12 protein-coding genes and 3 pseudogenes are annotated in these 12,827 nt (G+C 68.3%); 4 read left to right on the top strand and 11 right to left on the bottom strand.

Annotation, left to right across the window (positions count from 1 at the left end; translation table 11 throughout):
• Positions 1-57: 57 nt before the first annotated feature.
• Both OG207_RS00450 and OG207_RS00445 read right to left on the bottom strand, forming a co-directional pair.
• Complete coding sequence (locus tag OG207_RS00450) at positions 58-753, bottom strand: VanZ family protein (protein ID WP_329094761.1); 696 nt, start codon at positions 751-753, stop codon at positions 58-60.
• Positions 754-763: 10 nt separating this feature from the next.
• Positions 764-2,011 (bottom strand): serine hydrolase domain-containing protein, encoded by a 1,248-nt coding sequence (locus OG207_RS00445; RefSeq protein WP_329094759.1) that lies wholly within the window; start codon positions 2,009-2,011, stop codon positions 764-766.
• A gap of 375 nt (positions 2,012-2,386) precedes the next feature.
• Here OG207_RS00445 and OG207_RS00440 point away from each other — a divergent pair, with 375 nt between their 5' ends.
• On the top strand, positions 2,387-2,866 hold the full coding sequence (locus OG207_RS00440) for a hypothetical protein (protein ID WP_329094758.1): 480 nt from the start codon (positions 2,387-2,389) through the stop codon (positions 2,864-2,866).
• 37 nt (positions 2,867-2,903) lie between these two features.
• On the opposite strand, the pseudogene OG207_RS00435 reads toward OG207_RS00440, so the two are convergent.
• Positions 2,904-3,380, bottom strand: a pseudogene (locus OG207_RS00435) (NF041680 family putative transposase); the annotation flags it as partial.
• A gap of 25 nt (positions 3,381-3,405) precedes the next feature.
• A protein-coding gene (locus tag OG207_RS00430) for an IS5 family transposase (protein WP_329094757.1) occupies positions 3,406-4,213 on the bottom strand; the annotation gives its coding sequence in 2 pieces (ribosomal slippage) (positions 3,406-3,871 and positions 3,870-4,213; 810 coding nt in all).
• 73 nt (positions 4,214-4,286) lie between these two features.
• Between OG207_RS00430 and OG207_RS00425 the strand changes: the two genes are divergently transcribed.
• Complete coding sequence (locus OG207_RS00425; protein ID WP_329094755.1) at positions 4,287-4,598, top strand: hypothetical protein; 312 nt, start codon at positions 4,287-4,289, stop codon at positions 4,596-4,598.
• A gap of 130 nt (positions 4,599-4,728) precedes the next feature.
• Here OG207_RS00425 and OG207_RS00420 read toward each other — a convergent pair whose 3' ends face one another.
• The 5 genes from OG207_RS00420 to OG207_RS00400 form a co-directional block, all read right to left on the bottom strand.
• Positions 4,729-5,403: a response regulator transcription factor gene (locus OG207_RS00420; protein ID WP_329094754.1), complete on the bottom strand. Its 675-nt coding sequence runs from the start codon at positions 5,401-5,403 to the stop codon at positions 4,729-4,731.
• Between the two features lie 97 nt (positions 5,404-5,500).
• Complete coding sequence (locus OG207_RS00415; protein ID WP_329107382.1) at positions 5,501-6,019, bottom strand: CapA family protein; 519 nt, start codon at positions 6,017-6,019, stop codon at positions 5,501-5,503.
• Positions 6,020-6,096: 77 nt separating this feature from the next.
• Positions 6,097-6,849: an ABC transporter permease gene (locus OG207_RS00410; RefSeq protein ID WP_329094752.1), complete on the bottom strand. Its 753-nt coding sequence runs from the start codon at positions 6,847-6,849 to the stop codon at positions 6,097-6,099.
• Positions 6,842-7,744, bottom strand: a complete 903-nt coding sequence (locus OG207_RS00405) for an ABC transporter ATP-binding protein (protein WP_329094750.1) — start codon at positions 7,742-7,744, stop codon at positions 6,842-6,844. The genes OG207_RS00410 and OG207_RS00405 overlap by 8 nt, the downstream gene beginning before the upstream one ends.
• A gap of 102 nt (positions 7,745-7,846) precedes the next feature.
• Entirely contained in the window at positions 7,847-8,977 is a 1,131-nt protein-coding gene (locus OG207_RS00400) for a sensor histidine kinase (protein WP_329094748.1), read from the bottom strand.
• Between the two features lie 177 nt (positions 8,978-9,154).
• On the opposite strand from OG207_RS00400, the gene OG207_RS00395 reads away from it, so the two are divergent.
• Together OG207_RS00395 and OG207_RS00390 are read left to right on the top strand one after the other, a co-directional pair.
• A complete protein-coding gene (locus tag OG207_RS00395; protein ID WP_329094746.1) occupies positions 9,155-9,469 on the top strand; it encodes a CPCC family cysteine-rich protein in 315 nt (104 codons plus the stop codon).
• Positions 9,470-9,626: 157 nt separating this feature from the next.
• Positions 9,627-10,414: pseudogene (locus OG207_RS00390) on the top strand (IS5 family transposase).
• Between the two features lie 32 nt (positions 10,415-10,446).
• On the opposite strand, the pseudogene OG207_RS00385 reads toward OG207_RS00390, so the two are convergent.
• Together OG207_RS00385 and OG207_RS00380 are read right to left on the bottom strand one after the other, a co-directional pair.
• Positions 10,447-11,390 (bottom strand): annotated as a pseudogene (locus OG207_RS00385) (transposase); the annotation flags it as partial.
• Between the two features lie 31 nt (positions 11,391-11,421).
• Positions 11,422-12,674, bottom strand: a protein-coding gene (locus OG207_RS00380) for an IS3 family transposase (RefSeq protein ID WP_443072625.1) whose coding sequence is annotated in 2 segments (ribosomal slippage) — positions 11,422-12,395 and positions 12,395-12,674 — 1,254 coding nt in all. Because the reading frame shifts where the segments join, the coding sequence is not laid out codon by codon here.
• Between the last annotated feature and the right edge of the window lie 153 nt (positions 12,675-12,827).

Genomic DNA, 12,827 nt, shown 5'->3' with positions numbered 1-12,827 from the left:
GTGAAGCCTATTGTCATCACGAAATCGGCGCCGACGGGTGCACACCGGACACGCAACTCACCCTGCCAGCGCCGGCGCGGGGCGAGGCTGGTCCGACGGCACCTCCGCCGTAGTGCGCCAGAAGCGGCGCGACGCCAGGCCGAACAGCACGGCGCCGACGGCGTTGACCAGTACGTCATCCACGGACGACACCCTGTCCAGCCGCAGGACGTACTGTGCGGTCTCGACCAGGACCGAGCAGCTCGCCCCGAGCACCAGGATCCGCGGCACGGACGCCAGAGCCACGAACCGCATAGGGGCGAAGAAACCCAGCGCCGCGAAGATCAGCAGGTTGCCGCCGGTCCCGACCGGCCCCATCGTGACCAGGTCCCGCAGCGGGATCAGACTCACCCGGCCGGGGACGACACCGGCCCCCGGGCCCGGTTGCAGGGTCAGCCACACCATCGGAACCGCCCCGTAGACCACGCCCACCTCGGCCAGTGACATCCGCCACGCCGACGTGACACCGCCGGCGCGCCGCAGGCTCGCCAGAGCCCACACCAGCAGAGCGGCCAACGGCAGCCCGACCAGCATCATGAGCAGCACCCCGTTAAACGTATCGAAGCAGCCGTGCCACCGCCCGGCCGTGCACGCCGGAGCGGCCATCATGAGCGGCCGCCACATGACGAACAGCACGCCTGACGGGCCGAGGATCGCCAGGCCAGCGAGCACGATCCGGCGGGGTGGTACTGACGGGGATGGGCTGTGGTTCATGTTCCCCACATCAGCCGCCCGCCCCGCCGGAGCGCGCAGCGCCGGTGATGGCCTGCGTCTGGTGCTCGAGGATGTCCGGCAGGCTGTCGGAGTCGCGGTTGACAAGGGTGACGGCGACCCAGCCGGTGTACGGGTAGATGCTCCAGTTGGCGCCGACACCGGGGTTTCCACCGGCACGCTGGTACTCCCACTGGCCGTTTACGATGTCGATCGCGAGCCCGTACGCACCGAACGACGTCGGGCCGTGGGGGGTTTTGGCCCCGAAGAGCACGTCGGCCCAGGGCCGGTCCAGCACCGTGCCGTCGGTCAGCGCCTGCGCGAACCGGACCAGATCCGGCGCGGTGGCGAAACCGCCGTCCCCTGGGGCATCGATGAAGGCGCGGCCCGGGTTCTTGCCGAGTACGTACGGGTACGGGCTGCCCTGGTCCAGGTTGCGGAGCCCGTCCACCACGCTGCCGTCGGCCAGCTCCATGTACGGGTGCGCGATGTGCGGGTCGGTGAGCCACTGCGGCCGGGTGTGGAACGCCGAGCCGGTCATACCACAGCGCTTGAAGATGTTCTCCCGGACGTAGTCCCAGTACGTCGTGCCGGCCACGGCCTCCACGATCAGCGCGGCAATGGTGACCTCCGCCTCCGCGTGGACGGTGTCGGGAGTGCCCGGGACGCCCATCAGGTCCGCCTGCCGGGCCCGCTGCTCGTAGTACTCGTGCACTTCGCCCCGGCTCTGGAAGACGCGTTGCACGTCCTCATCCGGAGAACTCAGCCTGGAGGTGCCGGACAGCAGGTGGTGGATGGTCACCTGCCCGGCGACGTCCTCGGCGAAGCCGGTCAGGTGGGCGCCCACCGTGTCCGACAGCCGCAGCTTGCCCTGCTGCGCGAGCTGCAAGATGGCCACCGCGTGGAACGGCTTGCCCGCCGAACTGAGACTGAACCCGGTGCCCTCGCGGTTCGGGATCCCCTTCTCCTTGTCGGCCATGCCGTAGCTGCGGGACAGGACCGTGCGGCCCCGGTGCGACAGCAGCACCACGCCGGAGAACCTGCCCTCGGCGGCCAGTTCCGCCACGTGCCGGTCGTAAGCTCCGCCGGGCAGGGCGTCCCGCGGGATCCGGTCGTCCCCGGACGAGTCGGTTGGGGCCGCGTGGGCACGGCCGATCCCGGCTCCCACCAGCGGCACGCCCGCCGCCATGCCGGCGGCAGCCAGCCCGCCCCATTTGAACAGCCGCCGCCGGTCGATGCCCTGTACCGAATCCGAGTCCATGATCACGGGCGTTTCCCGGTCGAACAAATCTGGCGCTGACTGTGATTCGCTGTGGTTCATGCCTCCACTGAAGACGCAAGGTTGTTGCGTCGGCGTATGCGATTTTCGATACGCCCGCGATACACGGAATCCCCTGCCGCGATCCGGGTATCACGAGGCAGCATGACCAGTCGCGTTGCTTGATCCAGCACATTGCTCTACCGCATCCCGGGCGGCGGTCGGCCGCCCGGTAAGGAGGTGTCCTGGACCTGCGGTCGGTGGGGACGTCTGGCGGTCATCCCTGCTTCGGGTGCAGGCGAACGACATTGTCCGGTGCTTCCTCAGAGCTCTCGTCCAGGTTGTGCCCGCCCCTTAGCTTGTTCTTTATCTTCAGGCATGACGCAGAGCTACCAGAGTCTCGAAGTCGCTGCCCTGTGTGACAGCCGTGACGTTGTCGCGGCAGCTGCAATCCAGTCGACGCGACACGGTCTTGCTCCGGAGAATCAGCGCATGAGCCTCAATGTGGATACCTACGTATACGAAGCCAACGGCGAGTGGACCCTTCTGGAGGATCCCGACGACGACTACAGCAAGACCATGGCCGGATTCGAGAGATCGCGCAGCAAACTGTGGGGCTCTGAAGCTGTTCGGGCCCTGGGGGCTCGCTTCTTTCCCCAGCTCGACGGCGGCAACCTCCGCGTCGAGCGGGGGGAGATCGACGACTTCCTGGCCGAGTGCGAAGCGATACGCCCTCACGTCGATCATCTTGGTGAAGTCAGCGGCTACGGCGCGGAGTACGTCACCCGTTGCTTCAACAACATCGTTGCCGCTTCCGTGCGAGCCAGAGCCGAGGGCGGTGGTGTCATCGTCTGGTGAGCTTGATCTTTACCCTCGGGCGTCGCGGAGTCGGCATCTACCAGGACCTACCTGGTCTGCCGATGTCTTTGAGGGTCTCAGAGCGTTTGACGGTTTTACCGACGTCGTAGCGGGGTGCGGGGTGGCGGTTCTTGCTTCCGGGCGGTCGTCCGGGACCGGCGCCGCGGGGTTGGGGAACGCGGGCCTGGCAGAGCAGGTGGGCTCGGATGATCCTGAACCCTCGGCGGACCCGGACCGGGGTGAGGCGTTCGGGCTTGGCCGGCGTCTCCCAGGGCCGTCGGAGGTCGGCGGCCAGCAACCGGGCGAGGCAGAGCTGGGTGTGGGCGATGACCACGAGCCAGGTCCACCGGTCTGCGGCCTCAGGAGTACGGACTTTCGGGGTGGTCCAGCCGAGAGTCTGCTTTCCGAACCTGAAGGTGTGCTCAAGGTCGAACCTCCTGAGGAACACCTGCCACCACAGATCCACGTCTGCCGGGGAGGCACCGGTCTTGGAGGACCACAGCCACACCGGCGGTGCTTCCCGTTGCTTACTGATCGTTTCAGAATGATCGCGAGAGCCGCCGTAGGCAGATGATCGAGCGGGCGAGTTCGAGGAGACCCTGGTGAAGGTTTGCCCGGTGCTCGTAGCGGATGCGGAGTCGTTTGAACTGGTGCAGCCAGGCGAACGCGCGCTCTACGACCCAGCGCCCTTTGCCGAGTCCGGAGCCGTGAGCGATGCCGCGTCGGGCGATCATCGGCTTGATGCCGCGCTTCCATAGCTGGCGGCGGTACTTGTCGAAGTCGTAGCCCCGGTCCGCGTACAGTCGTCGGAGCCGACGGCGAGGCCGCCCTCGCAGACCCCGGATCAATGGGACCGCATCCACCAGTGGCAGGAGCTGGGTGACGTCGTGCCGGTTGCCGCCGGTGAGCGTGACGGCCAGCGGGATACCGTTGCGGTCGACGATCAGGTGGTGCTTTGAGCCGGGACGGGCACGGTCGACCGGTGAGGGACCAACATGATCCCCCTTTCAGGGCTCGGACGTGTGAGCCGTCGACGGCACAGTCGTCCAGGTCCAGCAGGCTCGCTCGCCGAAGCTCGGTCAGCAAGGCGGCGTGCGGTCGGGGCCACACTCCGGCCTCGGTCCAATCCCGCAGCCTGCGCCATGCCGTGACTCCGGAGCAGCCCACGGTCTCTGCTGGCACGTCGCGCCAGGCAACGCCGGTCCGCAGCACGTACAGCACGCCTGCGAGCGCTATCCGGTCTGGCACGCGCAGACGTCCGGGGTAGCGAAAACGACGCTCGGGAACGGGTGGCAGCAGCGGCGCGACGCGCTCCCACAGGGCGTCCGGCACAAGATCAGAACGCACCCGCACAGCCTGCCGATCAAGATTGCCGGACGCAAGATCGCAGACTCGCTGAAGTCATCGATAAGATCGGCCAGTGGCTTTGTTCTGGCAGGATCGACGTACCGCCGATGCCGCTTTCGCCGCGGCTTGCGCCGCAATCGGACACGGCCCCGACGAGCGCCACGAGGAAGCTCGCGGGACAGCCTTCTGGTGGACCACCAGCCGTCCTGCATGGCCTCACGGGGTGATCGTGTTCTGGCGGCACGGCCACGACTGGCAGTTCGTCCCCCTGGATCGCGATGAAAACCCCATCCGAGGCCACGCTGAACAACTTCACTGGCCAGCCGAGCTGCCGCCGGACGAAGCCGCCCGGCGGGTTGCAGAACTACTGGGTGAACCCGCCTGACGTGAAGCGGATCCCGATGCAGCAGCCATTCTGACACGATCAGTAAGCACATGGCCGCAGGTTCGAGTCCTGCCGGGGGCACCACCCTGGGATCCGCCACATCCGGGCCCAGGCCGGCATCGGCCGGGTATCAGCCGGGCATTCCGCGCTCCGCGAGGCCGCTCTCATAGGCGATGATCACGAGTTGCGCGCGGTCGCGAGCTTGCAGCTTCCCCAGGAGGCTGCTCACGTGTGTCTTCACGGTCGGCAAGCTGATGACCAGGTCTGCCGAGATCTCGGCGTTCGACAATCCATTCGCGATCAGCACGAGCACCTCCTGTTCACGCTTGGTGAGCCCGACAAGTCGCGGCGCCGGCCGCATTGATTCGTCGCTGCGGGAGAAATTCGCGATGACGCGGCGCGTGACCGTCGGCGCCAGCACTCCCTCGCCGGTGGCGATGACGCGAATGCCGGCGATCAGGTCGGTCGGCGAGACGTCCTTCAGCATGAACCCGCTCGCACCCGCCTGAAGGGCGGGGTAGACGTACTCGTCCATGTCGAACATGGTGAGGGCCAGCACCCGTACGCCGGCCAGCGTCGGGTCGGAGCAGATCTGCCGGGTGGCCGCGATGCCGTCCATGACGGGCATGCGCAGGTCCATCAGCACGAGGTCCGGCCTGAGTTCCCGGGCCAGTTCCACCGCCACGGCCCCGTCGCCCGCCTCGCCGACCGCCTCCATTCCGGGCGTCGAATCGATGAGGAGCCGGAAGCTCCCGCGCAACAGCGCCTGATCGTCCGCGATCAACACCCTGACCGCTTCGGCCATTCCGAACTCCTCGCATGTCGCTCATCGATCCACAGAGGTCTGTTGAGGTCCTTGGAGTTCAGATATTTTAGCAGCGGTGGTTTCAACGACCTTTGTCTCACCCCGTCGTCGTGGGCGGGATCAGCAGCTCGCCCGTACCCGTGTCCCCGACCGAGACCGCACCGCCGTACGGCTCCGAGAGGCGGGCAAAGTCGGTGAGGATGTCCTTGGCCTCGGCCCCGTCGGCCAGCCGCGGATGGCCCCGGTGCCGGACCGGGCCCCCGAAGCCCAGGTCGATCGGGTGGAGGCGGGCCCCGACCAGCGTGCCGTCGCCGAACATGAGGACGGGTACGAGCGAGCGCCAGTACGGGCGGTGCGGGGCGAACAACCGTCGCCCGTGGCCGCTGAGTTCGTCGAAGTACCGCCCCGGGGTGAACTGCCCGCGGTCGGCAAACTTCGCGTAGTCCTCGGCGGGGAGCCGGTCGGCGAGTTCGATCTGGCTGACAACGTTCCCCAGGCTGTCGAAGATCGGCTTGTTCCGGTAGAGCTCCACGCCGCGCAGGAAGTGCGGGCCGTGCCCGACCACCACGTCCGCGCCCTCGTCGATCACCTGGTGGGCGAACGCGCGCTCGCCCAGCGGCCGGGTTGACCGATTGGGAAGCTACGGGGCGTGATGTCCCACGGGCATGAGGCAGGTGCCTCAGCCAGGTCCCGTCAGGCGTCCCAGCGGCGGTGCCGGAGGTAGCCGCCGGCCAGGGCCGCGACCGTCCACGCGAGGAGCACCGCGAATCCGGTGTACGCGTCGGGCGAGTTGACGGTGAGTATCTCCATGCCGGCCCGGTCCGGGAAGTACTGCGCCATGTCCTTCGTCGCGCCGATGACGGAGAGGATCTGGGACCCGGCGAGCACGAGGGGGAGCAGGATGGCCAGCGGGAGGACGGCGTTGCGGGCCATCAGGGCCGTACCCGCCGCGAACAGGCACATCAGCGTCAGGTAGACCACCGCGCCGGCCAGGGCGCGGGGGACGCCGCTCGCGCCGATCGGGGCACCGTAAGGTCCCAGGGCGAGCTGGGTGACCAGGTACCCGACGACGGTGACCGGGATCGCGACGACCGCTGCGACGCCGGCGACCACGGTGGTCTTCGCCGCGAAGAGCCGGCCGCGCCGGGGCACGGCGAGCAACGAGACCCGCATCATGCCTGACCCGTACTCACCAGCGACGACGAGCACCCCGAACACGATCAGCGCGAGCTGCCCGTAGAGGATGCCGTCCAGGCCTGCCTGCTGGGCGGTGAACCCTTCGCGGAGCATTGGGCTGTTTGAGTCGAGCGCCCCGCGCGCGGACCAGCCGTCCAGGGCAGCGACGAGGATGCTGATCGGGACGAAGAGCAGCAGCGCGAGGAAGGTGCTGCGGACGCCCCGCACCTTGGTGAACTCGGCCTGGACGGCCGCGACCAGCTCAGACACCGGTGTTCCTCTCTCCCTTGCCGACGAGTCCGAGGAAGGTCTCCTCCAGGGAACCCTTGTGGGTGCTCAGCTCGTCGAGTGGGGCGCCGTTGGCCGCGGCCAGCCGGCTGATCTCGCCCGCGGGCACGCCGCGGATCTCCAGAGCGCCGTCCGTCGCGAGCGCCAGCGTGGCCCCCCGTCCTTCGAGTTCCCGGCCCAGCAGCCCGGGGTCCGGTGTGCGCACGCGTACGTACGTCGTTGCGTGCCGGTCGATGAAGTCCGACATGCTGGTGTCCGCGAGGAGCTGCCCGCGGTCGATGACGATCAGGTGGTCCGCGACCATGGACATCTCGGTCATCAGGTGGCTGGAGACGAGGACGGTCCGGCCTTCGGCGGCCATCGTGCGCAGCAGTTCGCGCAGCCATCGGATGCCCTCGGCGTCGAGGCCGTTGACCGGCTCGTCGAGGACGAGGACGGACGGGTCGCCGAGCAGCGCCGTGGCCAGGCCGAGCCGCTGGCCCATGCCGAGGGAGAACGCGCCGGTCCGCTTGCGGGCCGCGTCCGTAAGGCCGACCATCTCCAGGACCTCCCCGACCCGGCGGCGCTCGATCCGGTTGGCCTGCGCGACCCATTTCAGGTGGCGGGCCGCGGTGAGGCTGCGGTGCGGAACGGACGTCTCCAGCAGCGCTCCGACGTGCCGGGCCGGGTAGCGCAGTTCGTGGTAGGCGCGCCCATCGATCCGGACGGATCCAGTGTCCGGGCGGGTCAGGCCGACCATCATCCGCATCGTGGTCGATTTTCCGGCTCCGTTGGGGCCCAGGAATCCGGTGACGGCACCTGCCCGCACCGTGAAGCTCAGGCTGGCCACGACCGTGTTCTGGGCGTACCGCTTGCTCAAATCCAGGACGTCAATCACACGTTCAGTGTGGTGCGGGCGTCCCGCCGGCCACACCGGTCCCGGGATGGGGATGCCGGGCGTCCTTCGCCGGCCGGAGCCATACCTGCGGATGAGTCCGGCTCAGTACGGCAGCGTCGCGGTGACCCTGAAACCGCCGCCCGCACGCGGCCTGGCGGTGATGGTGCCGCCGTGCGCGGCGGCCCGTTCCCGCATCCCGACGAGGCCCAGTCCGCCGCCGGGGACGGCCGGCCGGCCCGCGAATCCGGGCCCGTCGTCTGCGACGTCGATCGTCAGCGCGCCGCGCTCCGCGACGAGTCGCACCCGGCAGCGGGTCGGCGCGGCATGCTTGACCACGTTGGTCAGCGCCTCCTGGACGATCCGGAAGGCGGCTAGCTCCACGCCCTCCGGCGGGTCCTCCGGGCAGTGGGACCGCAGGTCCACGCGGACGCCCGCCGCCTCGGCCGTCTCGACCAGCGCGGTCAGGTCCGACAGCCCGAGAACCGGCCGGAGGTCCTGGGCGCCCTCCTCGTCCCGGCGCAACACCTTGAGGGTGGCCCGCATGTCGCTCAGCGCCCTGCGGCTGATGTCCTCGATCGCCGCCAGGGCTTCCCGCGCCTCCCCCGGGTGGGTGTCGACGACGTGGTTGGCGATGCCGGCCTTGATCGCGATCACGCCCACGCTGTGGGTGACGACGTCGTGGAGGTCGCGGGCGATGCGCAGGCGTTCCTCGTCCTTCGCGCGTTCGGCCGTCTGCTTGATGACGCGCCGCATGCTCTCCCGCCGCTCCCTGACGGCCGAGCCCGCCGCCCAGGTGGCGCCGAGGACGAGCAGGCCGAGCACCATCTGCACGGCCGGGGTTCCGCCTTGGTAGTCCTGGGCGCCCGTCATCGTCAGCGCGGCCGCGCCGGCCGCGCTCACCCCGCCGATGAGGACCGCGGAGCGCCCCGTCGGCCGTTTCCGCGTCACGGCCACCAGGTACAGGGCGTACGCTGCGGCGAGGAACGAGGTCGACGCGAGACCGAACGGCAGCCCCGCGCACGCCGCCGTCACGACGAACGCGAAGACCGGCACGGGCCAGAGCCGCCGGACGACGAGTGGCAGCGCGACACCTGCCGACAGCAGCCACAAGGTGGTGTCGCTCACCCCGGCGCCGACGAACGGCCGCAGCGGCGACACCGCCGGGAGCAGTGCGAACCCAACTGCAGCCAGCACATCGAGCATGATCAGACGCCGATTGGGAAGATCGCCCATGTCTCGAAACTATGCGCTCGATTCGCGGTACGTCCAACGCCCCGGGGGGCGGGCCGGTAGTCGTGCCACCGTGGCCGATAGTTGCCCACAAAACGGAAGAACATCCATCACTTACTGTTCGTTTCAGAATGAGCGATCAGCCCAGGGCCTCCTCGCAGATCATGCAACACTCGACGCGTGACACCACCCGGAGAACCGCCCACAGCCAGCCCGCCCGGTTGCGGTCCGTATGCCTGTCCCTGCTGCAAACTCTTGACGCTGGAAGCCCGCGGACAATTCGAGATCTGTGACGAGTGCAGCTGGGAAGACGATGGCCAGGACGACCCGAACGCTGACGAGGTCTGGGGCGGCCCCAACGGAGCGGAGAGCCTGACCGACGCACGTCGGCGCTACGCACAGTACGTCACAACAACGAGGGCAACAGATCCGAGATCGGCAGCCAACGGCGGCCCAGGCAGATGGCGTTCGCGCCCGAACCGTCGTCGCGTCTGAGGGCAGGGATTGGTCCACGCAGGGATTCTCCTCAGCCTTTTCGGACACTGCGGCTATGCCGAACGGAACAGCCTTTGTGGATGCTGTAACTGTGTGCAGAGCCATGAAGTTGGCCCAGGGCTTGGCGTTCGGGCTGGTGGGCGGCAGAGTTCTGCAGGTGTCGGATGATCTTGTGCCTGATGACCTGTGGGACCGCGTGGCCCCGTTGCTCCCTCCTCGTCCGCCGCGTCGTCGCCGGTATCCGGGGCGGCTGCCGGTGGACGACCGGGCCGCCCTGCGCGGGATCGCCTACGTGCTGCGCAAGGGCGTGAGCTGGGCCGATGTGCCGGCCGGACGTGTCGGCCGCAGCGGCGTGACGGCCTGGCGGCGGCTGCGGGACTGGACCTAAGCCGGAGTCTGGCCACGCCTGCACGAGGTTCTGCTGGCCGAGCTGCGCAAGGCGGGGCTGCTGGACATGGACGACGCGGCGATCGACGGCTTATACGTCCGGGCTCTCAAAGGGGGGCTCACACCGGACCTTCGCCGGTCGACCGAGCCCGCCCGGGAAGCAAGCACCACCTGATCACCGACCGGAACGGAACACCCCTCGCAGTGTCCCTGACCGGCGGAAACCGCCACGACGTCACGCAGCTGATACCTCTGCTGGACGCGATCCCGCACATCCGCGGGACTCACGGCCGTCCCCGTCACCGGCCCAGGCGTCTATTCGCCGACCGGGGCTACGACTACGACAAGTACCGCCGCCTGATCCGGGCCCGGGGCATCACCCCCAAGATCGCCCGCAAGGGCACGGCTCACGGCTCCGGCCTGGGGAAGACCCGCTGGGTCGTCGAGTGAACCTTTGCCTGGCTCCACCAGTTCAAACGGCTACGGATCCGCTACGAGATACGCGCCGATCTCCACCTCGGCTTCCTCCAACTCGCTTGTAGCATCATCTGCTTGTGACGACTCCGAACGTCATTCTGAAATGATCAGTTAGAGAGATGCCCGACCTTCAACCGGAGCAAGGTGCCCTCGATGATGGGGAGTTCGCCGTCGTGCTCCAGCCAGGCCGAGCGGTGGGTCAGCCTCGGGTGGACCCGGTCCCAGGCTTGGGCTTCGGCCTTTCCGTAGTTGGTGGTGATCGCTGCCTCGGGCCAGGTCTCGGGTTTGGCGAAGCGGAACTCCTTGCCGTGCTTAGGCGGTCGCCCGCCCTGGGGATAGGCCAGGGCGTACTCCTTGGGCGAGGGCTTCGGCAGACGCATCACCCGGTCACTGCGGATCCGCCCGACCAGCTCGACAGGAAGGTCCCGCAGGACCCAGGCCAGGCAGGTGACGTCGTAACCCACGTCCATGACGATCGTGATGTCCGGGTCGCCGGGCGCCCACTGGCCGGCCGCGACGAGCCGCTCGGCCACGGCGCGGAGCTGGGCGGCGGTCACGGCGGTCGCATCGTTTTCCGGCCCGAGCCGACCACGTCCAGGGTCGACGTCCACGAGGTGGCTCCCGGTTCGAGGACCGGGACGAAGGAGTACGGCCAGCCCGGGGGGAACTGGGAGGCGGACTTCGCCCTGCCGTAGACGTGGCAGAACAGCCGTTCTGCCGAGCAGGGCGCATCCGAGCGCAGCCACGGTGACACGTTGACCACCAGCACCAGGCGCCCGGCCTCGAACCGGGACAACGGCAGCCCGGCAAGCAGAGTCCGCAGTCTCTCGACGTTGATCCGGCCCCGGTTGAGATCTTCGTACAACGCGCCGTGCCCACGCCGGTGTTCGGGCACCGTCATCAGGTCCACCGGCGAGGTGACCGGCCCGTCGATGCACAACAGCGCGTCGGCCAGTTCGAACATTTCGTCACGCCGGGCGGTCAGACACTCGTAGAACCCTGCTCGGAAGCGTGACGCTTCCGCGAACGCTTTCTGCCGGACATCCGGGCACACCACACTCTGAACCGTTCCGGGTTCGGTAGAGATCTCAGATGGTGTGTGTGACCTGGGGTTTCGTGGTTGCCAGGTAGTGGTTGGTTTCGTATTCGGCGGGCGGGATGTGCCCTATCTCACCGTGGAGCCGGGTGTGGTTGTACCAGTCGGTCCATTCGGCGGTGGCCAGCTCGACCTGGGCGAGGGATCGCCAGGGCCGCTGCGGCTTGATCACCTCGGTTTTGAAGAGGCCGATCGTGGACTCCATCAGCGCGTTGTCGTATGCGTTGCCGACCGATCCGATCGAGGCGGCGATGCCGGCCTTCTCCAAGTGTTCGGCCAGCGTGAAGGACGTATATTGCGAGCCCGCGTCCGAGTGATGAACCAACTCGCCTAGCAAGGGCGGGTGTTGGTCGCGGTCGCGTTGCCACAGTCCCATGTCCAGTGCGTCCAGGACGAGCCGGGTCTGCTTCGTGGTCGAGGCGGACCAGCCGACGATGCGGCGGGAGAAGGTGTCCACGACGAAGGCGACGTAGACGACGCCGGAGAACGTGGCGACGTGGGTAAAGTCGGCGACCCAGCAGCGGTTCGGCGCGGACGCGACGAAGTCGCGGTCGACCAGGTCCGGCGCCCTGGGCGCGGAGGGGTCCGGGATCGTGGTGATCACTCTCTTGCCGCGGACGGCGCCGGTGATGCCGAGCTCGCGCATCAGCCGTTCGACGGTGCAGCGGGCCACGGTCTGGCCCTGGCGGTTCAGGTGCCGCCAGATCTTCCTCGCGCCGTAGACACGGTAGTTGGCGTCGTATGCCTCCTGGATCAAGGTCTTCAGCTCGGTGTCGCGAACGGTGCGGGCCGAGGGTGCCTGCCGGCGTTTGTGGTGGGCGTAGTAGGTGGACGGGGCGATCTTGCAGTCGTGCTCGGTCAGAACACGGCAGATCGGCTCGACTCCGCCGAAGCGGTCCCGGTGCTCGTCGATGAACGCTACGAGCGTGTGTGTGGCCGGTCGAGCTCGGCCGCGAAGAAACTCGCCGCGGCCTTGAGGATCTCGTTCGCCCGCTTCAGCTCGGCGTTCTCCTTCTTCAGCCGCTTCAGCTCGGCCGACTCCTCCGTCGTCGTCCCCGGCCGGGTCCCGGCGTCGATCTCGTCCTGACGGACCCACTTGCGCAGCGTCTCGGTCGTGCCGATGCCGAGCTTCGCGGCGACCGCTTTCATCGCAGCCCACTCGGTGTCGTAGTCGGGCCGCACCTCGGCGACCATCCGCACCGCACGACGGCGCAGCTCAAGCGGGTACTGGGAAGGACGTGCCATGACTCGATCCTCTCAAACGATCGAGTCCCTACCGAACCCGGAACGGTTCAGGAGTTCGGCCAGGTCATGGAGATGTTGGGGGAGAACGCCGACACTGCCTTGGCGAACGTCCGAAAGGCGGCCGACGACCTGCCCCATTTCGCCGAAGCACTG

The sequence above is a fragment of the Streptomyces sp. NBC_01439 genome (assembly GCF_036227605.1).
In the GTDB taxonomy this organism is placed as follows: domain Bacteria; phylum Actinomycetota; class Actinomycetes; order Streptomycetales; family Streptomycetaceae; genus Streptomyces.
This window is presented reverse-complemented; position numbering and strand designations above follow the sequence as displayed.